This window comes from Pararhizobium sp. DWP3-4 (assembly GCF_049898205.1).
In the GTDB taxonomy this organism is placed as follows: Bacteria; Pseudomonadota; Alphaproteobacteria; order Rhizobiales; family Rhizobiaceae; genus Pararhizobium.
The window spans coordinates 14,196-36,172 of the sequence record NZ_JAFCXF010000001.1; the positions used below are offsets into that span (position 1 = coordinate 14,196).

A 21,977-nucleotide genomic window follows, 5' to 3' on the forward strand; every position below is an offset into this window, starting at 1 on the left:
TGCCATGATCCGCCATTGTGTTTTCATCCGCTTCCAGACAACCGTCGCCGATACCGAGCGGCAGTCCATCCTGGCCGATATCGCCGCGCTGCAGGGGCTGGTTCCCGGTTTTATGACCTTCACCGCCGGTGCCAATGTCAGCCCGGAGGGTCTTGGCAAGGGCTACAACAGTGGCTTCATCATCGATTTCGCCGATGTGGCGGCGCGCGATGCCTATCTCGCGCACCCCGCGCATGAAAAGGCCGGTGGCCGGATCGTGGCGGCGACCGAAGGCGGCATCGACGGGGTCTTCGTCTATGATTTCGAGATTGCGGGCTGATTTTTGATGGTCGTTGAACCACGCGCCTTTCTGACGAGCCTGTTTGAGGCTGCCGTTGAAGCTGCCGATCCATTGGCGGCGATCCGCGCTCATTTGCCGGAGCGGCCCAAAGGCCGGACGATCGTCGTCGGCGCGGGCAAGGCGGCTAGCCAGATGGCGGCGGCGTTCGAAAGCCTGTGGGATGGGCCTTTGGAAGGCGCCGTGGTGGCGCGGCATGGCCCGATCGCGGCCTGCAAACGCATCCGCGTTCTGCAGTCTGCCCATCCGGTGCCGGACGAGGCAGGGCTTGCAGGATCGGCGGAATTGCTGCGGCTGGTGGAGGGGCTGACGCCGGACGATCTGGTGATGGCGTTGATATCCGGTGGCGGGTCGTCGCTATTGCCGGCGCCGCCCGACGGCCTGACATTGGCTGACGAAATCGCCGTCAACAAGGCGCTGCTTGCCTCCGGCGCGCCGATCTCGGCGATGAACGTGGTGCGCAAGCATGTCTCGCGGATCAAGGGTGGCCGGCTTGCCTTTGCGGCTGCACCGGCGCGGGTCGTCAGCCTGATCGTTTCCGATGTGCCCGGCGACAATCCAGCCTTCGTTGCCTCCGGCCCGACAATTGCCGATCTCTCCACGCCTGCGGATGCTCTGGCGATCGTCAGCCGTTACGGAATGACATTGCCGGAAGCGGTGATGCGGCATCTGGGATCGAAGCATTCGGCAGCACCAAAGCCGGATCATCCTGCGTTCGCCAATCAGCAGCACCACATTATTGCATCGGCCAGCGTTTCGCTGGAGGCTGCGGCGGCCAAAGCGCGGGCACTTGGCGTCGAAGCGGTGATCCTATCGGATGCGATCGAAGGGGAGGCCCGCGATATCGGCAGGATGCACGCGGCGATCGCCCGGGAAACGGCGCTGCGCAATCGTCCATTCGTAAAGCCCGTCATCATTCTCTCGGGTGGCGAGACGACGGTGACGATTTCGGGCGATACCTATGGCAAGGGCGGCCGCAACAGCGAGTTCCTGCTCTCGTTCGCGCTGGATATCGATGGTGTCGAGGGCATTCACGCGCTGGCTGCCGATACCGACGGCATCGATGGGTCAGAGGACAATGCCGGTGCCTTTGCCGATGGTTCCACCGCAAGCCGCATGCGGGCGGCCGGCGCCGATCCACGCGATCATCTCGTCCGCCACGATGCCTGGAGCGCGTTTAATGCCAGCGGCGATTTGTTCGCACCGGGTCCGACGGGCACCAATGTCAACGATCTGCGGGCGATACTGGTTTTTTAGCGCATCGCTAAAACGGTTTCCCCGGCGATCCGGCCAATCTGCCGCCCGGTTACGCGGTAAACTGTGGATATTGCAAATATTACGCATATGGACTGGAACAATCGGGGCAGGGGGGCGTTGGCTGGCTTCGAAGGGTTGATATTCCTGACTTCGGCGGATGCCGCGAGTTCAGGACTATTTGTCATACACGACGATCATGGGGCTGGTTGGTTGACGAAAATGTCCCATATTTCTTCGACTGTCCGGCCCGCCGGACAAGCCGCGCGGACCAAGGGCCATAGCAGATGACATTCCCTACTCCGCAGAACGCACATAATGGACGAGAGTGTTGGAATGAGCTGTAAAATCCTGGTGGTCGAAGACGAAATCTTCGTTGCGACTGAAATCGAATATCTGGTCGCCGAGCTTGGGCATAGCCCGATCGGTATCGCGGCAGACAAGGCGTCGGCGTTTAATCTTGCGCATTTTGCCGATATCGCCCTGGTCGACCTCAATCTTCGCGATGGACCGACGGGTACGGAAATCGGCCGCACGCTGGCCGAACAGCATGGCGTCACGGTTCTGTTCATGACTGCAAATCCGTCGCAGCTGGCCGATGGCGTGCCGGGAACTGTCGGTGTGATTTCAAAACCCGTCGGTGAAGATGAGCTTCGTCAGGTCGTCAGCTATGCCGTCGCAAAGCGCAATTCGCTGGCTGCCGACGTGCCGCCGCGTTTGCGGGTCTTTCAGTAATCACCCATGAAGCGTGGCATTACGGCCGCGCCGCCAGCTTGCTGCTGCGCAAAATCGAAGCCAGCGGCACCGATACACGCACGCGGACTCCGTCCTCGTCCCACGTCCGCTGGAATTGCCCGCCGAGCTGGCCTTCCACACTGATCTTCATCAGCCGCGACCCGAACCCTTCCTGCTCTGGCTGGTGGACGATGGCCGGGTTGCCACTTTCCTTCCATTCGAGCACGTAGTTTTCCTGATCGTGATGACCGGCAATGGTCAGGCGGCCGTTGGGGTGCGAAAACGCGCCATATTTGGCCGAATTCGTCGCCAGCTCATGCAGTAGCAGCGCCAGTGGCGTCGCGGCGCTGTCGCCGATGACGGTATCGTCGCCGGCAAAGACGATGCGATTGTCCATCTCCTCCAGGCCAAAGGGTTCGAGCAGCCGCTGCGAGAGGCCGAAAATGCTGGTTTCGAGATCGACCGGTCTTGAGGTCCTGCTGTGCGGACGCACGAAATCATGGGCGCGTCCCATCGCTTCAATGCGCTTGCGCAGCAGATCGGCAAAATTTCGCGATTCGGGCGCCGAGCGGGCGGACAGACTGATGATGCCGCTGAGCACGGAGAATATATTCTTGATCCGGTGGCTGAGTTCATGGGCAACGATCTCGCGCTCGGCCTGAACCATCTTGGCATCGTGGATGTCGGTGCAGGTACCATACCAGCGGATGATGTCGCCGTTGTCATCGCGAATGGGCAGCGCACGTCCGAGCACCCAGCGATAGACGCCGCTATGGTGGCGGAGGCGATACTCAACCTGATAGGCGTCTCCCGTCTGCAGCGAATGGCGCCATACCGCCCAAGCGCGTTCCCGATCCTCCTCGTGGAACATGCCATTCCAACCCTCGCCGTCCGTCGATCCCTCCGGAACACCGGTGAATTCGTACCAGCGGGCATTGTAATAGTCGTGGAATCCATCCGGTAGGGTCGACCAAACCATTTGCGGCATGGCGTTGGCGAGTGTGCGGAAGCCTATTTCCGAGCGGGCATGTGCCTCGACGGCGTCCTTTTGCGCGGTGATATCGACCGATATGCCGGGGAACCGGATGCACTGTCGATTTTGATCAATCAACGGCTGCCCTTCGGCAAGGACCCAATTGATGCTGCCATCCTCCTGAACGAGGCGGTACTCCTTGGAAAAACGGCTGCCGGTTTGCATCGCGCTCTGCATGGCGCTGCCAACCGATTGGACATCGTCGGGATGGATCGCCCTGATGAAATCAGCGATGGGCGCGCCGTGGCTGGCAACCTGCGGATCGACACCGTAAAGGCGTGCGAATTTCTCGTCGGAATAAACCCGGTCCTCCGGCACATGCCAGTCCCAGGTGCCGACGATGGCGGAGCTGCCCAATGCCAGCGAGAGTTGTTCGCGGCTTTGGGCCAGCTCCTGTTCGGCCATCACCCGCTTGGTGGTCTCGACCACGAGGGCGAGGACCGCGACGGTGCTGCCGTCATCGCCAAGGATGGGGCTATAATCGAGATCGAGCCAGACGTTTTCGGCAACGCCGTTGCGGTGGAAGGTGAAGTTCTGGTCCTTGAAGGAAAGACTGTCCCCCTCGAAGATGCGGCCGATAATATCGGTATTGAACTCTGCAACCTCCGGCCATGCGGACAGGACGGACGCGCCGAAACATTGCGGATGCCGCCCGCCCGCGATGGCGATATAACCGTCATTGTAGAGCATGATGCCTTCGCGCCCGGCCAGCAACGCCATAGGGATGGGCGATGTCAAAATCATCCGGCAGGCAGCCTTCAGCGCATCGGGCCAGCTTTCGGCCGCGCCAAGCCCCGTCGTCTTCCAGTTGGTACCATTGAAACGGCCCAGCATTTCGCTGGCGGCGAGTTTGGCCGGGATACGTCCCACACGGGAAAACAAAGGCGAGTAACTATCCATACGCTCTCAGATGCTATGACATGCGGCTCAACAGGAAGGCAGAATATAGGGAGGGGCTGCCGGAAGTCATCCAGCCTCTTGTTATTTTATTTTACCGGCGGCCAGCCAACAACAGACGCATATGGTGTTCATCCCCCTGCGGAGATGTTGCTGGATGTGGCAATTTCGCCTAGTATATTGATGTTGCGCGCATGCCCGAACAGCGTGACGCCAAGGCCCTGGTTAGGCCCCCCGTACCCTTTCGCCGTTGCATCCGCCCGTTGAATTGACTGCTCTCTTATACGTCCTGCCTGACGGAAATACCCCTATGGCCGGGGTTCGTCGGGCTGTGTTTTCCAGAACTGGAAACTGGAACAAATCCGCAGGATGTCCGTTCCTGCCGAGTAATGGAGGTGGCACATGTTCATTCGGTTGGGTTACGAAATAGGCATCAACTGCGGTCAGCCGACCCCGATGATGACGTTTCTTTCCGTTGATCGTGCCAGGCGCCACGATATCGTCAGCGAGCACGGTCCAATTTCAGATCCGGTGGTGAAAATGGGCGAAGTGACCGATCCCTTCGGCAATGTCTGCATGCGGATGGTTGTGCCTGCCGGCGGCCTGCGCCTCACCTACGATGCCGTCATCAAGGACAGTGGACGCCCGGATACGGTAAGCTGCAGCGCTCAGGCGGTGCCTGTCGAAAAACTGCCGCCCGAATGCCTGCCATATCTTTCCGCCAGCCGTTACTGCGAAACCGACCGCTTCGGCGCTCTTGCGTGGCGTCTGTTCGGCGAGATCGAGCCGGGCTGGGCTCGTGTGCAGGCGATCTGCGATTATGTCCATCAGCGCCTGACCTTCAGCTATGGTTACACGGCGACCCTGCGCACCGCGATGGAGGCGCATGAGGAGAGATCGGGGGTATGCCGGGACTATGCGCACCTTGCCGTGACGCTCTGCCGCTGCATGAATATGCCGGCGCGATATGTCAACGGCTACATGGGCGATCTCAGCGAGGCGGACAATCCGGCACCGATGGATTTCAACGCCTGGTTCGAAGTTTTTCTGGATGACCGCTGGTACACGTTCGACGCGCGCCACAACATGCCGCGTATCGGTCGCATTGCAGTTGCGCGGGGCCGCGACGCTGCCGATATCCCGTTGATCCAGACATTCGGAAAGCATGACCTGACGACATTCAAGGTGTGGACTTCGATCGGGACGGACAGTGGTTTGCCCAAGCGGCATAGCCAGGCGGATGTCTCTCTTTTGACGCCGTGGTTCAGCGAGCGCTGGTCCCGGCTGGTCCAGCAGAGGGAACTCGAGCGGTAACGTTGAGGGGTTGAGGATGTTTCGTCGAGTGGAAATGAGTCCCCAGGTTGGTTTTTCCACGCAGGCCGGCAAAAGCAGAAAATAATATCTATAAACTTGGTGTAAAATAGCGGAGAAAAGGACAAGGGACTGCAGCCATAACGGTGGCAGGCCATCTGCAGCAACTCAAGTGGAGGACAGAATGCAAAGTTCGAAGCCAGTCATGCAGAAAAGCCCGGTGAACTACGGCACGCATTCGGTGCCGCATTTTTCCTGGACCATGGCCACACAGGCCACAGCGTTGGCGGCCGCCTTCCTGTTCGTCACAGCGCTGGTTTGCGGCGCAATCTGAGCTTTCTGGTCACCACATTGCCAATGGTTTTATAAAGCCTTTGTATCCCTGCGGATGCAGGGGCTTTATTTTTCAGGAGGCGCGGGAAAGATGCTCGTGAACGGCGAACCAGTTGCCATCCTGCTGCTTTTCAAACACGATGGTCTCCCGCTCCTGGCTTGTGACGGCCTCGCCGCCGAATTCCGCCTGTGTTTCAACGCTGTGCGTGAAGATCGCCACATTGCCGAGCAGTTGAAGATGGCGATCGCTGGAGCGGCAGGCAAGCACCTTGAAACCGTCGCGTGTCTCCCACAGTGACCATTCCGCTTCATAGGCCGTGCGGCTTCTCAGCGGGCGATCGAGATTATGGAAAATGAAGGTTGCATCCTTCGAAAACGCCGCGAAATAGCGCTCACGGTCATGTTTGGAAAAGGCATCAACGAGGCTGTCGGCGGCCGCAAGGACCGCAGTGTGTGTGTGTTCCATCCCAAAATATCCTGCTTGTTATTGTATCTTCGGACCGCTGATCAGCGTTGCCAACGGCCGGTTCTGCCGGCCGACGATTTCCTTCAGCCGATCCAGCGTCATCGTCTCGTCCTTGACGAATTCAATGAACATCATGTTGAGATTGTTGAAGAACATCTGCCCCGCACCGACAGCGTCGATGCCGGGCATCACACCGCCGCGGAGCTGCAGCTTGGCGATCAGGGTCGAGACCTGATCGCAGAGGCGGCCGTCGAGTTCGGTATAGCGCCGGCTGAACGGGCTTTCGGGCTGCTGGATCGAGATCGCCATGGCGGTGCGCCACATTTCCTTGCTGAGATAGACGAGGGAATGGTCGTAATACTGGCCGATCAGCACCTTCAGCGCTTCGCCGACTGTATCGGGCGGATTGTCGACGATGGTCTTGCCGGCGGCGAGCACTTCCTCGACTTCCATCGACACGGCGGCGACGAGAATGTCGCCCTTGTTCTCATAGTAATTGTAGAAGGTGCCGACGGAAACTTCCGCCCGCTCGGCAATGTCCTCGATACGGGCACTGTCATAGCCGACTTCGCGGAAAAGGTCCGTGGCGGCCTGCAGGATGCGCCGGTTCCGGTCGGCTTTCTGTTTCGCGCGAAGCCCTGCCATTCCGCATCTTCCTTTTTTTGAATGCCCTCGAAATTGACATTGACTTAAAAATTGAACTCATTCAATCTTTTTGTGAAGGCGCCGCAATGAGCGCTGTAAACCAGAGGGCAACGCGATGATCACTTCCGTGAATGGCGCTTTCGCGCGTCGATTTTTCTCTTCCGTGGCGGCGATCTCGCTCGCTGCCGTCTCCACCGTCAGTGCGCCGGCGCCGGCTTTTGCGACCGAGGAACTGAACGCGCTGGTCTGGTGCGATCATACAGACCCGGCGCTGGTCGAGCCGTTCGAAAAGGCCAATGACGTCAAGGTCAACCTCAAGGACTACGAGGGCACCGGCGCGGCATTGTCGATCCTTGAACAATCGCAGCCGGGCGATTGGGACGTGCTTGTCATCGACGGCGTCGATGTTCAGCGCGCCGTCGGCCTTGACCTGCTGGCCGAAATTCCAGCGGACAAGCTGCCGACCGCCGATATCTTTCCGGAAGTGCGGATGGAAGCCAACAATATGAAGGACGGCAAGACCTATGCCGTCACCGAAAAGTTCGGCTACAACACGATTTCCTATGACAAGACCAAGGTCGATCCGGCCGACATGAAGGATCTGTCGATCATCTGGTCGGACAAATACAAGGGCCGCATCGCGCTCTACGATTACTATCTGCCGATGATTGGTCTCGTCGCTCTCGGTCTTGGCAAGAAGACCGCCGAGCTTTCCGAAGCGGACATGCCGGCCATTGCCGAGAAATTGTCGGAAATGAAGAAAGTCTCCAAGCAGGTGAGCGACGTCGTTTCCTCGCAGACGGCGCTGGCGACCGGGGAGGCCGATATTCTGGTCGGCGGCGGCGAGTGGATCACGGCGGCACTGTCGGGCGAAAAACCGAACCTCGACTGGATCGTGCCGGATCAGGGTGCCGTGCGCTGGGCGCAATCGATCGGCGTCATGAAGGCCTCGAAGAAGCAGGACCTGGCGCTGAAATTCGTTCAGTATATCGTTAGCCCGGAAGGGCAGGCGCGGCTTGCGACCTCGTCGTGCTACTGGGCGATGCCTGCCAATATGAAGGCCGGCGAACACCTGACGGATGCGCAGAAGGCAGCACTGCGCTGGAACGATCAGGCGGAATATCTGAAGAAGACCCAGCTCTATCCGATCCCGAGCGCAGAGCTTGACCAGAAGATGCAGGACGCCTGGACGGACATGATGCAGCAATAGGCTCTGGTTTTACCCTCCCCCTTGTGGGGAGGGTCGGAGCGAAGCGGAGGGGAGGAGTTCTTTATTTTTTGGAAGAAGAACCCCTCCCCAACCCTCCCCACAAGGGGGAGGGAGCCCGACCGAGCAAGCAGGACGCACCCTCATCCGCCCTTCAGGCACCGTCTCCCCGTTTTGACGGGCAGACGCACCAAGCGGCAACCTCGGTCGTTCCCTTTCCCTGTTTGCGGAGACAGGGCCAAGGGTGAGGGGCAATTTCGGAGCAGTTTATGTCCATCCTGACCCTCGAAGACACCGAACGCCGCAAGGCCTGGGGTTTTGTTGCTCCTGCGCTGCTGTGGACGATTGCCTTCTTCGTCGTGCCGTTCCTGTTCATGGCGGCGATGAGCCTGTGGTCGCGGCAGAGCGGCCAGATCGTCCGGGCCTGGAATCTCGACAATTACATTGCCTTCTTTGCCAAGGATTCGCTGTTCAAGGGACTGGTGAACTCGCTGGAAATCACCCTGATCGTCACGGTGCTGTCGGTGCTTCTCGCCTATCCGCTCGCCTGGATCATCGCCGAGCGGGTACCGAAGCGTTTTCAGCGGCTGGCGTTGATCATGGCGGTGCTGCCGTTCTGGACGTCCTATGTGGTGCGCTCCTATTCCTGGCTGCTGGTGCTGTCGCGAAACGGCGTCATCAACCAGACGCTGATGACGCTTGGCGTGATCAGCGAGCCGCTGGAAATCGCCAGCAACCGCACGGCGACCGTCATCGGCTTCGTGCATTTCTTCGTCATGCTGTTGACGCTGACGATCTACGCCAACCTGATCCAGCTGTCGCCGAACTACCGCCGTGCTGCCGCCGATCTCGGCGCGAATGCGCTGCAGACCTTCTGGCATGTCATCCTGCCTTTGACGCTGCCCGGCATCATGACGGGCGCGTTTCTGACCTTCGTTCTCTGCATCGGCGATTACGTCACGCCGCAGATCCTGGGTGGCAACAACGAACTGGTCTTGCCGCAGATCATCATGCTGCAGCTTGGGCGGCGGGCGGATTTCCCGATGGCGGCGGCATTGTCGATCATCCTGATGCTGGCGGTGACGGTTGCCTATGTACTCTTCGCCCGCTGGCTGAAGATCGAGAGGGCATGAGATGCGCGAGACGCTGACGAAGATTGCCGCTTTCGCCTATGCCGGGCTGATCTACGGCTTCATTTTTTTACCGGTCGCGGTGCTGGTGCTGTTCTCGTTCCAGGACGGCCGCCTGCCGGTGCCGCCGTTCAACGGCTTTTCACTACAATGGTACGAGGCGGTCTTTGCCGACCGCAAGCTGATGGCGGCGCTCGGCAATTCCTTTTTGGTGGCGATCGTCTCGTCGCTCATTGCCTGCCTGCTCGGCTTTCTCGCAGCCTACGCACTGGCCCGCTACAAGCTGCCGGGCTCGGCGCTGCAGCGCGGCCTGCTGATTGCGCCGATGACGGTGAGCTATCTGATCATCGCGCTTGGGCTTTTGACCGTGCTCAATACGTTCGGCATCAAACTGTCGCTTTGGACCGTCGGTATCGGCCATGTGGTGATTAACCTGCCTTTGTGTTTTGCCATCATCTATTCCTCGATGGGCGATCACCACATCAATATCGAGCGCGCCGCGCGTGATCTTGGTGCCAATGATTTCAAGGTGATGGTGCTGGTGACCGCGCCAATGCTGCTGCCGTCGATCCTGGCGGCCTTCTTCCTGTCGGTCACCTTCAGCTGGGACGAGTTCATCATCGCATTCCTGTTGTCGCGCTTCGACGTGACGCTGCCGGTTGAAATCTGGAGCCTTTTGCGCTCCGGCCTTAACCCGAAAACCAATGCCATCGGCTCGCTGGTCTTCCTCGTTTCCGTCGCGGTGCTGGCGGTTCTGGAACTGACCCTGTTCGGAAGGACGAAAAAATCATGACCGCTGCGGTTTCGGTTCACAACGCCACCAAGACTTTCGGTTCGTTTACAGCGCTCGACGATGTCTCGCTCGATATCAGGGCCGGCGAGTTCATCGTGCTGCTTGGGCCATCCGGCTGCGGCAAGACCACGTTGCTCTCCATCCTCGGCGGCTTTCAGTCACCGACCAAGGGTAAGGTGACGATCGCAGGCAAAGACATGACCGGTGTACCGCCGGCAAAACGCCCGACGACGACGATGTTTCAGGATTACGCGCTGTTTCCGCATATGAAGCTGCGCGACAATGTCGGCTTTGGGCTCAGGATGCGCGGCATGGCAAAGGCGGAGCGCGACGAAAAGGCGGTCGGATTCCTCGATCTCGTCGGGCTGAAAACGTCCGCCGACAAGAAACCGCATGAGCTTTCCGGCGGCCAGCGCCAGCGCGTCGCTCTTGCCCGGGCGCTGGCCGTCGATCCCGACGTGCTGTTACTCGACGAGCCGCTGGGCGCGCTCGATCTCAAACTGCGCCGCCAGATGCAGGACGAGTTGAAGGCGATCCAGAAGCGGGTCGGTACCACCTTCGTGCATGTCACCCACGACCAGGAAGAGGCGATGGCGATCGCCGACCGGATCGTGGTGATGAACCAGGGCCGGATCGAGGATTTCGGTCCGCCTGCCGATATCTACATGCGGCCGCGCTCGGTCTTTTCCGCCGGGTTCATGGGCGAGGTCAATTTCATTCCCGGAACGGTGAAAAGTGTAGATGCCTCTTCAGCGCTGGTCGAAACGGCAGTGGGGGCGATGACGCTGCCGATCGCAAGCTTTACGGCGTCGGCACCAGCGCCCGGGCGGGCCGTGACGCTCTGCATCCGCCCGGAACATTTCCGCCAGGCAGGCGAGGCCGAAGGTCCGGTCGTGCCGCTCGGCGAGGCCAAGATCACCGGCAGCGCCTTTTTCGGCACGCATTACCGCTGCCATCTGAAACCTTCGACAGCGGCGGATCTGACCGTGGTGGCGCATATGCCGCAATCGGCTGATGTGGCTGACGGCCAGATCGTCCCCCTTGCCGTCAGTCTTGCCGATATCGTAGCCTTGCCCGAGGGTACTTAACCCTCCCCCTTGTGGGGAGGGTCGGAGCGAAGCGACGGGGAGGGGTTCTTTCTTTTTTAAAGGAAATCCCCTCTCCAACCCTCCCGACAAGGGGGAGGGAGTTGACTGCGACCGCAGCAATGGCTGCGGCGTCTCAAACGGATTTTGGCAATGCAACGGATCAGCGCGGACAAATGGTATCAGGTGCGGCGTCTCGACGACGACGTCACGGCCATTTCCGAACCCTTCATCCAGGAATTCTACCGCTGCAACATCTGGCATGTGCGCGGCCGGGATCGCGACATGCTGGTCGATAGCGGCATGGGCGTCGTGTCGCTCAGGGCCTATGTGCCGCTGGTCACCGAGCGGGATCTGATCGCCGTCGCCAGCCATACGCATTTCGATCATATCGGCTGTCACCATGAGTTCGAGTGCCGCGCCGTGCATTCGGCCGAGGCGGACCTGCTGGCCAATCCGACGCGGGAAAACACGCTTGCCGATCCCTATGTCACCGACGATATCTTCAACGCTCTGCCGCCAGAACCCTATTGCTCGAAATGCTATGCGGTGAAGAAGGCTCCGGCGACGCGCATTCTCGAAGACGGCGACATGGTCGATCTCGGAGACCGGGTGTTCGAGGTCATCCATACGCCCGGCCACTCGCCGGGCGGTATTGCGCTTTACGAGAAGGCGACCGAAATTCTGTTCTCCGGCGATATCCTCTATGACGGCCCACTGATCGAGGATACCTATCATTCCAACGCCGGTGACTACCTCTCCTCCATGGAACGCCTGTTGAAAATCCCCGCCCGCATCGTGTATGGCGGTCATTTTCCAAGCTTCAGCGGTGAACGCTACCGCCAATTGATCACCGATTGGCTCAACGAAAAACAGAAGACGATCTGACGGGAAGGACAAGAAGCATGCTCGACAAACGCAAATTCTACATCAACGGCGAATGGGTCGCCCCGCTCGTTGCCAACGATCTCGAGGTCCTGAACCCGGCAACGGAAAAGCCGGTTGCGGTGATTTCCATGGGAAGTGCCGGCGATATCGACCGCGCCGTTGCCGCTGCCAAAAAGGCATTCGCTACCTACGGCCGGACCACGACGGAAGAGCGTCTGGCGCTTCTGGAAAAGCTGCTTGAGATTTACAAGCGCCGCTACGAGGAAATGGCGCAGACCATCACGCTCGAGCTTGGTGCACCCCTGTCGATGAGCCGCGAACAGCAGGCCGATGTCGGCGTTGGCCATCTCCAGGGTTTCATCGATGCGCTGAAGCGCCTGCACACCCGCGAAGTGCTGCCGAATGGCGACGTCATGCTGCGCGAACCGGTCGGCGTCTGCGGCCTCATCACACCCTGGAACTGGCCGATCAACCAGATCGCGCTGAAGGTTGTTCCCGCACTTGCAACCGGCTCTACCTGTGTGCTGAAGCCCTCCGAATTCACGCCTCTGAACGCGATGCTTTATGCGGAAATGGTGCACGAGGCTGGCTTCCCGCCAGGTGCGTTCAACCTCGTCAATGGCGACGGCCTGAATGTCGGTGCGGCACTCTCCAAACATAAGGATGTCGACATGATGTCGTTCACGGGCTCGACCCGCGCCGGCATCGCCGTCAGCAAGGATGCGGCCGAAACGGTCAAGCGGGTGACGCTGGAACTGGGCGGCAAGTCGCCGAATATCGTCTTCGAAGATGCCGACCTTGAAGACCGCGTTGCCGGCAGCGTGCTGGAATGCTTCAACAATTCCGGCCAGTCCTGCGATGCGCCGACACGTCTGCTGGTGCAGAAGTCGGTCTATGACAAGGCCGTCGAGATAGCCACGCGCGTCGGCAAGGAGGCGAAGGTCGGCAATCCGGCCGAGGAAGGCAGCCATATCGGGCCGTTGGTCAGCGACGTGCAGTTCGGCCGGGTGCAGGCGCTGATCGAGGCGGGTATTGCCGAGGGCGCACGCGTTCTCGTCGGTGGTGCCGGCAAGCCGGAAGGTTTTGAGACCGGTTATTTCGTCAAGCCGACGATCTTTGCCGATGTCAACAATACCATGCGCATCGCCCGCGAAGAGGTTTTTGGCCCGGTGCTCGCCATCATGCCGTTCGAGACCGAAGAGGAAGCGATCGAGATTGCCAACGACACCAATTACGGTCTCGCCGCTTACGTCCAGACCGGCGATCCGAAGCGAGCCGAACGCGTGGCCTCGCGTCTTCGCGCCGGCATGGTCCACATCAATGGTGGTCCACATCGCTACGGCAGCCCGTTCGGCGGCTACAAGCAATCCGGCAACGGCCGCGAAGGCGGCATGTTCGGGCTCGAGGATTTCCTCGAGGTGAAGACGGTTCACCGGCCGGATGCTGCCTGAAATAGGCTTAACTGAGTACGCCAGATAAATCGAAATTCTTGCCGCCGGATGTTTGACGGCGGCAAGAAAATTCAACGGATATTTCTCACATCGGTAGCGTTGTCTCTCAACCGTTGAGCTAGCCTAAAAACGCTCGACCGATCGCACCGGAATGTTGCTTCACGGGCGAGACGAGGGCTTGGCGAGGCCGTGATTGAAGGGCATCGAACGGCCGCATCTCTGGGCCTCAGTTCACCGTTTCTGATCGTTCCATGCACGGAAGTTGATGTTTCCCCGCAAATCGTTCTGATACCTTCGATGCGTTATCGCGGCATACAAATGTTGCGCCCGTTTGTATTGGATAGCATTCGTGTCAGATACCGCGCTCCCCTCAACGTCATCGGGGTCCTCCTCCGCCAATCGTCTTGCGCTGATTGCGCTGCTGATCGGTGGTGCTGCGATCGGTGGGTCTCCCATCTTCGTGCGGTTGTCGGAAGTCGGGCCGATGGCGACGGCGTTCTGGCGCGTAGCACTGGCGCTTTTGCCGCTGCTCATCTGGTCGAGGGCGACGGCGAATACCGTCACCGATCAGCGGCCGGCCGGATGGGCCGATTACGGTCTGCTGGTGCTGCCGGGTGTCTTTCTTGCCGTCGATCTCGCGGCGTGGCATCTGGCGCTGCACATGACCTCGGTTGCCAACGCGACGCTGCTTGCCAACCTGGCGCCGATCTTCGTGACGCTCGGCTCATGGCTCTTGTTCCGCGCCCGTGTTAGCGGCGTGTTCATCGCGGGTCTGGCGACAGCGCTGGGGGGCGTGGTGATCCTCAAGGGTGGGCCGATGGCGCTTGGTGACGGCCAACTGGCCGGTGACGCGACTGCAGCACTGGCTGCGGTGTTTTATGCCGGCTATATCCTGTCGATCGGCCGGTTGCGCAGCCGCTTTTCCACCAACCGCATCATGATCTGGAGCACGGGATCGGCAGCGATCTGCATGTTGCCGATCGCCTTCTTCTTCGAGGCCAGCTTCATGCCGGCCGCTTTGTTCGGCTGGGCGATGCTTTTCGGGCTTGCCTTCATCAGCCATGCCGGCGGGCAGGGGCTGATCATCTATGCGCTGGCCTTCCTGCCGCCAGCGTTTTCGTCGCTGACGCTGCTGTTGCAGCCGGTCGTGGCGGCGATCCTCGCCTGGCTGCTGCTCAGCGAGCCGGTCGGGCTGATGCAGGCCATCGGCGGGGCGATCGTGCTTGCCGGTATCCTGATCGCCCGCCGAGGCTGATTTTTCAGCTGCTCAGATACCCGGCAGATTGAAGCCGGACAGCCGTTCCTCGAGCTTCAGGATCGTCGGTGCATCGGCATTGGCGAAGGCGAAGCGCAAATAACCTTCCTGTCCCTCGCCGAAATAATCGCCAGGCAGGCAGACGATACCGGCGATCTTCGCCAGCTTTTCGGCGACGAATTCCGAGCGGATATCCGGATAGGGGTGACGGATATAGGCAAAATAGGCGCCGATGGCCTGCAGTTTCCAGCCCTTCAGGTTACCCATCACCTGCCTCAGTGCATCGGCGCGGGTGGCGATTTCGGCGCGGTTGCCGGCTCTCCATTCACCGAGCGCCGGAATGGCCTTGGCGACGGCGGCCTGGGCCGAACGCGGGGCGCAGATCTGCAGGTTGTCCATGATCTTGGCAACCTGCTCGACCACGGCCGCTCCCGCCGTGATGGCGCCAAGCCGATGGCCGGGAATGCAGAAGGATTTGGAGAAGCTGTAGAGGCAGATAAGACTGTCCTGCCACCCTTCGATGGACAGGAGGTCGTGCGGCGCGCCGCTGCCTTCGGGCAGGAAGTCGCGATAGGTCTCGTCGAGAATCAGCCAGGTGCCGTTGGCGCGGCAGAGATCGTAGATCCGGCGCAGCAGCGCGGGCGGATAGACGGAGCCGGTCGGATTGTTGGGCGTGACCAGCGCCAAAGCGCGGATGCCGGGCTTCAGCGCTGCGGCAATCGCATCGACATCCGGCAAAAAACCGCTGCCTGCATCGCAGGGCACCAGCTCGATGCCGATGCCGAGCATCGCGAGCGTCGTCTGCTGGTTGAAATAGAACGGATTGGTCATCAGCACCGTATCGCCTGCACCGGCAATCGCCATGATCGTGCAGATGAAGGCCTGGTTGCAGCCGGACGTGACGTGGATGTTGCCGGCGTTGACCGAGGCGCTGTAGAGGCCGGAGACATGCTCCGCATAGGCGGTGCGCAACACCTCTTCACCTTCGATCGCGCCATAGCCGGTGAAGGCGGAGGAGGCGGCTGCCTCGCCCAGCCATTGCAGCATATCCGGATGGGCGGGATAGCCGGGCACGGCCTGGCTGAGATCGATCAGCGGTCCGCGCGATCCGTCATAGGCCTTGGCCCAGGCGAGGACTGAAGGCACTGGCGGCGGCGAGAGCTTGGCGATCAGCGGATTGAAATGCGGCATCGGCTTGTCCTGTGGTTCTAAGGCTTTGGCGGTTCTTACGATTTGGTTCGGCGTTTCGGCGCCGGCTCCGGACGCCTGGTGCGGGCGGGAGAGGAGACGGGCTGGAAGCCGTCCTTGGCGGGTAGGCGTTCAGGCGCGCTGACCTTGTGGGTACGGGCGCGGATGATGGTGCGTGCCGAGGTCTGTAGCTCCGGCATGGGGTCGTTTTCAAGGGCTGAAAACAGCCAGTCGATGAAGACCTTGACGATCGGTGCCGCACGGACCTCGTTGCGGCAGGCGACGTAGAAGGCATCGTTGGCCGGAACTGTCAGGTCGAACGGCGCAATCAGTTCGCCTTTGGCGATCAGGCTGCCGGCGGTGATCGTATCGCCGAGCGCCACACCCTGATTGTGCAGGGCTGCCTCCGTCGACAGCCGGGCGTCACTCATGAAATGCTGGCGGCCGCGCTGGATGCCGATGCCGTCGGCGGCGGCAAGCCAGGTGTTCCATTCGCGCCCGTCATCGCCATGCAGGATGACGTGGTCGCGCAGGTCGCGCAGCGAACGTAGCGGCCGCATGTTGAGCAGCGTCGGGCTAACGACCGGAAACAGTTCAAGCCGGCTCCACAAACGCGCCCAGCAGTCCGGCCAGTTGCCGTCGCCATAGAGCAGGCAGATATCGACATCGGCGGAAAACAGGTTGGCCGCATCGTTGGAGGCGATCAGCGTCAGCTGAACGTCCGGAAATTGCTCAGTGAACTGGTGCAGGCGCGGGATCATCCAGAAGGACAGAAGGGCTGGCACGCAGACGATGCGCAACTCGCCGCTGGTGGTCGGCCGTGTCATCGCAGCGGTGGCGGCGGCAATGCCTTCGAAGGCGTGGGTGACGGCGGGCAAAAGCAGGGCGCCCTGCGAGGTCAGCTTCAACCGCTTGCCGCCACGCTCGAACAGGGCGGCGTTGAAGGAGAGTTCCAGCGCTCTTATCTGATGGCTGATCGCCCCATGGGTGACGTTGAGTTCGCGGGCGGCGGCCGAAACCGAACCACGCCGTGCGGTCGCCTCGAAGGCGCGCAAGGGGTTCAGCGGGGGCAGGCGGCTGGACAAGCAATGCGCTCCATGACGTCAACAGCGATGTTAGTTTTTCTCACATCAAACGCTATAACAATGTCAATTGATTTTCCAATCAATTTGTTTGCTAATAGGATCAACAAAGGCAAAAGCCTGGGGAACATGCATCCGGTACCCATCTCTGGCAAACAGCGGCGGTTTTCCGGCTTTTGGCGGCAAGAGCATCTCACTTTACGCTCGACAACCATCCCAAATCGCACGTCTTCCCGGGCCAACATGAGGTCAAGCGGATATGGCGTGGGATGACAGCAAGCTCAACGAACTGAAGGCGAAGTACGGCGAAGCCCATGGCGGCGAGATGTTCGACCCGACCTTCCGCAAGGTTGCCGACAAGATCTTCTCCAAGAACGGCACGCGCCTGGCCCCTTATTCCGGCATTCCAACATTCCTGATGGCGCCGTATGTGCCCGTCGATGCCAACGAGCCGGATTTCGGCAATCTGCAGGTCGCCATCGTCGGCATACCGATGGATCTGGGTGTCACCAACCGTCCGGGCTCGCGTTTCGGGCCACGCGCCATGCGCACCATCGAGCGGATCGGTCCGTACAATCACGTGCTGGGTTGCGCTCCGGTCCATGATCTGCGCGTCGCCGATATCGGCGATGTGCCGTTCCAGAGCCGCTACCGGCTGGAACTCAGCCATGACGATATCGAAAAGCGCATCAACCAGATCGTCGATGCTGGCGTGGTTCCGTTGTCGGTCGGCGGCGATCATTCGATCAGCCATCCGATCCTCAAGGCCGTCGGCAAGAACCGGCCGGTCGGCATGATCCATATCGACGCCCATTGCGATACCGGCGGCGCCTACGATCTGACCAAGTTCCACCATGGCGGCCCGTTCCGCAACGCCGTGCTCGACGGCGTGCTCGATCCGACCCGCACGATCCAGATCGGCATTCGCGGCTCCTCGGAATATCTCTGGGAGTTCTCCTACGAGTCCGGCATGACCGTCATTCATGCCGAGGAAGTCACCGGCATGGGCATTCCAGCCATCATCGAGAAGGCCAAGAAGATCGTCGGCGACGGCCCGACCTATCTCTCCTTCGATATCGACAGCGTCGATCCGAGCTTTGCGCCGGGCACCGGCACGCCGGAAATCGGTGGTCTCACCACCCGCGAAGTGCTGGAGCTGATCCGTGGCTTGAAGGGCCTGAACCTGGTCGGCGGCGATGTCGTCGAAGTCGCGCCACAATACGATTCGACCACCAACACGGCACATGTCGGCTCGCAGGTCCTGTTCGAAATCCTCAGCCTCATGGTGTTCAGCCCGTTCGTCAACGGTACAAGGGACTAGGGGGCGGTTACTTCCCTTCTCCCCGCCGGGGAGAAGGTGGCCCGAAGGGCCGGATGAGGGGGCGGGCGGCTCGATACTCGATGCGCGGCCCCCTCATCGCCTCGCATGCGCTCGGCACTTCTCCCCGCCGGGGAGAAGAGGCAACAACCAATATTTTCTTCGTCCCGCTTATGGGGTGAGGAGCAAAAGCCACATACTCCGCCGTGCCTATCGCAAACACCAAAATCAACAAGGGGAATACAATGGCCAAACTCTCAAGCTTCAAATCCGGTCTTACCGCCGCCCTCATGCTCAGCGGCGCCGTTCTCGGCTTCGCATCGGCCGCCAATGCCGATGCCATCGACGACATCGCCAAGGCTGGCGTGCTCAATGTCGGCGTCTTTGCCGATTTCCCGCCCTTCTCCTCGGCCAGCGCCGACATGAGCCTCAAGGGCTATGATATCGACGTCGCGCAGTACATTGCCGACGCCCTCAAGGTGAAGCTGGTCCCGGTTCCGGTCACCGGTCAGAACCGCATCCCGTATCTCACGGAAAAGCGCGTCGATATGCTGGTCAGCGTCGGCTTCAGCAAGGAACGGGCCGAAGTGATCGATTTCGCCGCTGCCTACGCGCCCTACTACATTGCGGTGATCGGCCCGGCCGCCATGGAAGTGAAGGGCAAGGAAGACCTTGCCGGCAAGAGCATCGCCGTCAATCGCGGCACACTGGAAGACACGTCGCTGACGGAAGCAGCCCCCAAGGATGCCGATATCAAGCGTTTCGACAACTACAACTCGGTGATCCAGGCCTTCATCTCCGGCCAGACCGAACTGATGGTCGTCGGCAACGACGTGGGCGCACAGGTTCTCGCCCGTCAGGAAGCCCTGAAGCCGGAACAGAAGTTCCAGCTCTTGACGTCGCCGTCGCATCTGGCGCTCAACAAGGGCGAAGACCGGCTGAAGGCGGCGATCAACGACGCGGTTGCCAAGATGCTGGCCGATGGCAAGCTGAACGCAAGTTCGGAAGCGTGGCTGAAAGTCCCGCTCAATCCTGAAAACCTGAAGGATTGATCCTTTGGGCTATGTGCTCGAGTTCGGCTGGCTGAGCGACGCGGTCTCGCTGATCGCCAGCGGTGCAGCCATGACGGTGTTCCTGATCGCGGTGTCGGCTGTTGCCGGCATCGTGCTCAGCGTTTTAGGCGCCGCCGGGCGGCGTAGCCGCCATGCGTGGCTGCGCCGTGCCATCGCCGGCTATGTTGAGCTCATCCGCAACACGCCGTTTCTGGTGCAGTTGTTCTTCATCTATTTCGGATTGCCAAGCCTTGGCATCCGTCTCGACCCGGTCGTCGCCGCCATCCTGGCGATGACCCTGAACATGACCGCCTATACGACGGAAATCGTCGGTGCCGGTCTCGATGCAGTGCCGAAGGGACAGAAAGAGGCAGCGCTTGCCCTCGGCTTGCGGCCGCGCCAGGTGTTCATCAAGATCGTGCTGCCGCAGGCGCTGAAGGTGATCTTCCCGGCGCTCACCAGCCAGATCGTCATCATGATGCTGGAATCGGCCGTCGTCTCGCAGATCGCCGTGCGCGAACTGACCTATGAGGCCGATCTCCTGCAGGCCCGGACGTTCCGCGCCTTCGAGACCTATTTCATCGTCACGCTGGTCTATCTCGCCATGAGCATCGGCCTGCGCCGTCTGCTTGTCGCCAGTGGCAACCGTTTCCTTTCCGGAGGCGTGTCGTGATCGAATTCACCCTCTGGGACATCATCCGCAATCTGCTTCTGGCGGCGCGCTGGACTATCCTTCTGTCGGCCGTCGCGTTTGTTGGCGGCACCATCGTCGGCCTGCTGATCCTGTTCATGCGCATTTCCAAGCGGCGCTGGGTACAGCGGTTCGCCGAATATTACATCGGCCTGTTTCAGGGCACGCCGCTTTTGATGCAGCTGTTCCTGCTGTTTTTCGGCCTGCCGCTGCTCGGTCTGCGCATCGAACCCTGGACGGCTGCCGTGCTGGGCTTGACGCTTTGCGCCAGCGCCTTTCTGGCGGAAATCTGGCGTGGCGGCGTACAGGCCGTGCCGCTTGGGCAATGGGATGCCGGCAGCAGTCTGGGCTTGCATTATCTCAAGCAATTGCGGCTGATCATCCTGCCGCAGGCCTTTGCGATGACGCGGGCGCCGACGGTCGGGTTTCTGGTGCAACTGATCAAGAGCACAGCCTTGACATCGATCATCGGATTTGAGGAACTGGTCCGGACTTCGAATGCGATCAACAATGCAACCTTCGAACCGTTCAAGGTCTATGGCTTCGTTGCGCTGATCTATTTCGCACTGTGTTTTCCGCTGACGCGTTACGCCAAGATGCTGGAGCTTCGCGCGCTAAAACACTGATCAATCCGTAGTCCGGGGCTTGCAAGCCGGACTAAAAATTGGGAACAGACCGGGAGCCATAAACGCGGCACCGGCATAAACAGGAGAACCACGATGACAGACTTTCTGAAGCATAATATCGGCCGCCGCGCCGTGCTTGGTGCTGGCCTTGCCGGCGCATCGATGCTGGCCATGCCGTCGATCCTGCGCGCGCAGGAAAAGTCGCTGAAGGTCGGCGTCTATGGCGGTTATTTCAAGGATTCGTTCGATAAGAACATCTTTCCTGATTTCACCAAGGCGACCGGCATTGCCATCGAAGCGATTGCCGAGCCGACCGGCGAGGCGTGGCTGGTGCAGCTCGATCAGGCCGCCAAGGCAGGCCAGGCTCCGGCCGACGTCTCGATGATGTCGCAGGTGGCGATGCTGAAGGGGCAGGCAACCGACCTCTGGGCGCCGCTCGACATGTCCAAGATCCCGAACGGCTCCAACCTCATCGACCGTTTCGTCAACAAGTATCCGGACGGCCGCGTTGCCGGTATCGGCGCTGTGTCCTGGTACATCACGCTGGTCACCAATACCGACGTCTACAAGGAAGCGCCGACCTCCTGGCAGGCATTCTGGGATCCGGCAAATGCCGACAAGCTCGGTCTGCTGGCGCTGGTCTCCAACTCCTTCCTGCTTGAAGTGACGGCAAAGACTTTCTTCGGCGGCACCAATGCGCTGGACACGGAAGAGGGCGTCCAGAAGGCGTTCGACAAGCTGGCCGAAGTCAAGCCGAACGTTCGCCTGTGGTATCGCGACGAGGCCCAGTTCGAGCAGGCGCTGAAGTCGGGCGAAATCCCGATGGGCCAGTATTATCACGACGTCACCGGCCTTGCCGCTGCCGACGGCAACCCCGTCCGCTCGACCTTCCCGAAGGAAGGCGGCATTCAGGATAGTGGTTGCTGGGCGTTGTCGCGCGCTTCGACCAAGGTCGCTGAGGCCCATGAGTTCATCAACTATATGAGCCAGCCGTCGATCCAGGCGATCCTGTCGCGCAAGGTCGGCACCTCGCCGACGGTCAAGCGCGAGCTGACGGACCTGACGGATGCGGAATTCGCCGCCGTTTCGTCCGACATCGAGCCGATCATTCCGCGCTACGATCTCTACCAGACGAAGTCGGATTGGCTGAATCAGAAATGGACCGAACTGATCGTCGGTTGATCTGGTCTCAGAGGGTGG

General features: G+C 60.5%; 22 protein-coding genes. 17 read left to right on the top strand and 5 right to left on the bottom strand.

Translation table 11 applies throughout. The annotated features are described in order from the left end of the window. The first annotated feature begins 4 nt into the window (after positions 1-4). The 3 genes from ACP7E6_RS00070 (at position 5) to ACP7E6_RS00080 (ending at position 2,326) form a co-directional block, all read left to right on the top strand. Positions 5-319, top strand: coding sequence for a Dabb family protein (locus tag ACP7E6_RS00070; protein WP_426226788.1), 315 nt, complete (start codon positions 5-7; stop codon positions 317-319). Between the two features lie 6 nt (positions 320-325). Further along, complete coding sequence (locus ACP7E6_RS00075; RefSeq protein WP_426226790.1) at positions 326-1,594, top strand: glycerate kinase type-2 family protein; 1,269 nt, start codon at positions 326-328, stop codon at positions 1,592-1,594. Positions 1,595-1,927: 333 nt separating this feature from the next. After that, positions 1,928-2,326 (top strand): response regulator, encoded by a 399-nt coding sequence (locus ACP7E6_RS00080; protein ID WP_426226791.1) that lies wholly within the window; start codon positions 1,928-1,930, stop codon positions 2,324-2,326. 19 nt (positions 2,327-2,345) lie between these two features. Here ACP7E6_RS00080 and ACP7E6_RS00085 read toward each other — a convergent pair whose 3' ends face one another. After that, entirely contained in the window at positions 2,346-4,259 is a 1,914-nt protein-coding gene (locus ACP7E6_RS00085; RefSeq protein WP_426226793.1) for a sensor histidine kinase, read from the bottom strand. Between the two features lie 399 nt (positions 4,260-4,658). Between ACP7E6_RS00085 and ACP7E6_RS00090 the strand changes: the two genes are divergently transcribed. Together ACP7E6_RS00090 and ACP7E6_RS00095 are read left to right on the top strand one after the other, a co-directional pair. Then, a complete protein-coding gene (locus ACP7E6_RS00090) occupies positions 4,659-5,570 on the top strand; it encodes a transglutaminase-like domain-containing protein (protein WP_426226795.1) in 912 nt (303 codons plus the stop codon). A gap of 181 nt (positions 5,571-5,751) precedes the next feature. Beyond that, positions 5,752-5,901 (top strand): hypothetical protein, encoded by a 150-nt coding sequence (locus tag ACP7E6_RS00095; protein ID WP_426226797.1) that lies wholly within the window; start codon positions 5,752-5,754, stop codon positions 5,899-5,901. Positions 5,902-5,973: 72 nt separating this feature from the next. Here the strand turns inward: ACP7E6_RS00095 and ACP7E6_RS00100 are convergent, their stop codons facing one another. Together ACP7E6_RS00100 and ACP7E6_RS00105 are read right to left on the bottom strand one after the other, a co-directional pair. Further along, positions 5,974-6,366: a YybH family protein gene (locus tag ACP7E6_RS00100; protein ID WP_426226799.1), complete on the bottom strand. Its 393-nt coding sequence runs from the start codon at positions 6,364-6,366 to the stop codon at positions 5,974-5,976. An 18-nt stretch (positions 6,367-6,384) separates the two neighbouring features. Beyond that, entirely contained in the window at positions 6,385-7,011 is a 627-nt protein-coding gene (locus tag ACP7E6_RS00105) for a TetR/AcrR family transcriptional regulator (RefSeq protein ID WP_426226801.1), read from the bottom strand. A 115-nt stretch (positions 7,012-7,126) separates the two neighbouring features. On the opposite strand from ACP7E6_RS00105, the gene ACP7E6_RS00110 reads away from it, so the two are divergent. The 7 genes from ACP7E6_RS00110 (at position 7,127) to ACP7E6_RS00140 (ending at position 14,820) form a co-directional block, all read left to right on the top strand. Then, on the top strand, positions 7,127-8,221 hold the full coding sequence (locus tag ACP7E6_RS00110) for an ABC transporter substrate-binding protein (RefSeq protein ID WP_426226803.1): 1,095 nt from the start codon (positions 7,127-7,129) through the stop codon (positions 8,219-8,221). Positions 8,222-8,487: 266 nt separating this feature from the next. Then, on the top strand, positions 8,488-9,351 hold the full coding sequence (locus ACP7E6_RS00115) for an ABC transporter permease (protein WP_426226804.1): 864 nt from the start codon (positions 8,488-8,490) through the stop codon (positions 9,349-9,351). A gap of 1 nt (position 9,352) precedes the next feature. Next, the gene (locus ACP7E6_RS00120; protein ID WP_426226806.1) at positions 9,353-10,141 is read left to right on the top strand and encodes an ABC transporter permease; all 789 of its coding nucleotides are present in this window, start codon (positions 9,353-9,355) and stop codon (positions 10,139-10,141) included. Continuing rightward, on the top strand, positions 10,138-11,229 hold the full coding sequence (locus ACP7E6_RS00125) for an ABC transporter ATP-binding protein (protein ID WP_426226808.1): 1,092 nt from the start codon (positions 10,138-10,140) through the stop codon (positions 11,227-11,229). Before ACP7E6_RS00120 ends, ACP7E6_RS00125 begins: the two co-directional genes overlap by 4 nt. 150 nt (positions 11,230-11,379) lie before the next feature. After that, entirely contained in the window at positions 11,380-12,114 is a 735-nt protein-coding gene (locus ACP7E6_RS00130; protein WP_426226810.1) for an MBL fold metallo-hydrolase, read from the top strand. A gap of 17 nt (positions 12,115-12,131) precedes the next feature. Continuing rightward, entirely contained in the window at positions 12,132-13,565 is a 1,434-nt protein-coding gene (locus tag ACP7E6_RS00135; RefSeq protein ID WP_426226812.1) for an aldehyde dehydrogenase family protein, read from the top strand. 349 nt (positions 13,566-13,914) lie between these two features. Beyond that, a complete protein-coding gene (locus tag ACP7E6_RS00140; RefSeq protein WP_426226814.1) occupies positions 13,915-14,820 on the top strand; it encodes a DMT family transporter in 906 nt (301 codons plus the stop codon). A gap of 12 nt (positions 14,821-14,832) precedes the next feature. Here the strand turns inward: ACP7E6_RS00140 and ACP7E6_RS00145 are convergent, their stop codons facing one another. Together ACP7E6_RS00145 and ACP7E6_RS00150 are read right to left on the bottom strand one after the other, a co-directional pair. Then, entirely contained in the window at positions 14,833-16,011 is a 1,179-nt protein-coding gene (locus ACP7E6_RS00145; protein ID WP_426226815.1) for an aminotransferase, read from the bottom strand. 35 nt (positions 16,012-16,046) lie between these two features. Continuing rightward, positions 16,047-17,093: a LysR substrate-binding domain-containing protein gene (locus tag ACP7E6_RS00150; protein WP_426226817.1), complete on the bottom strand. Its 1,047-nt coding sequence runs from the start codon at positions 17,091-17,093 to the stop codon at positions 16,047-16,049. 256 nt (positions 17,094-17,349) lie between these two features. On the opposite strand from ACP7E6_RS00150, the gene speB reads away from it, so the two are divergent. The 5 genes from speB (at position 17,350) to ACP7E6_RS00175 (ending at position 21,959) form a co-directional block, all read left to right on the top strand. Next, complete coding sequence (gene speB, locus ACP7E6_RS00155; protein WP_426226818.1) at positions 17,350-18,411, top strand: agmatinase; 1,062 nt, start codon at positions 17,350-17,352, stop codon at positions 18,409-18,411. 242 nt (positions 18,412-18,653) lie between these two features. Continuing rightward, a complete protein-coding gene (locus ACP7E6_RS00160; RefSeq protein WP_426226820.1) occupies positions 18,654-19,460 on the top strand; it encodes a transporter substrate-binding domain-containing protein in 807 nt (268 codons plus the stop codon). Positions 19,461-19,464: 4 nt separating this feature from the next. After that, positions 19,465-20,133 (top strand): amino acid ABC transporter permease, encoded by a 669-nt coding sequence (locus tag ACP7E6_RS00165; protein WP_426226822.1) that lies wholly within the window; start codon positions 19,465-19,467, stop codon positions 20,131-20,133. Next, entirely contained in the window at positions 20,130-20,777 is a 648-nt protein-coding gene (locus ACP7E6_RS00170; protein ID WP_426226824.1) for an amino acid ABC transporter permease, read from the top strand. The genes ACP7E6_RS00165 and ACP7E6_RS00170 overlap by 4 nt, the downstream gene beginning before the upstream one ends. A gap of 93 nt (positions 20,778-20,870) precedes the next feature. Beyond that, positions 20,871-21,959 (top strand): ABC transporter substrate-binding protein, encoded by a 1,089-nt coding sequence (locus ACP7E6_RS00175; RefSeq protein WP_426226826.1) that lies wholly within the window; start codon positions 20,871-20,873, stop codon positions 21,957-21,959. The last annotated feature ends 18 nt before the right edge of the window (positions 21,960-21,977 follow it).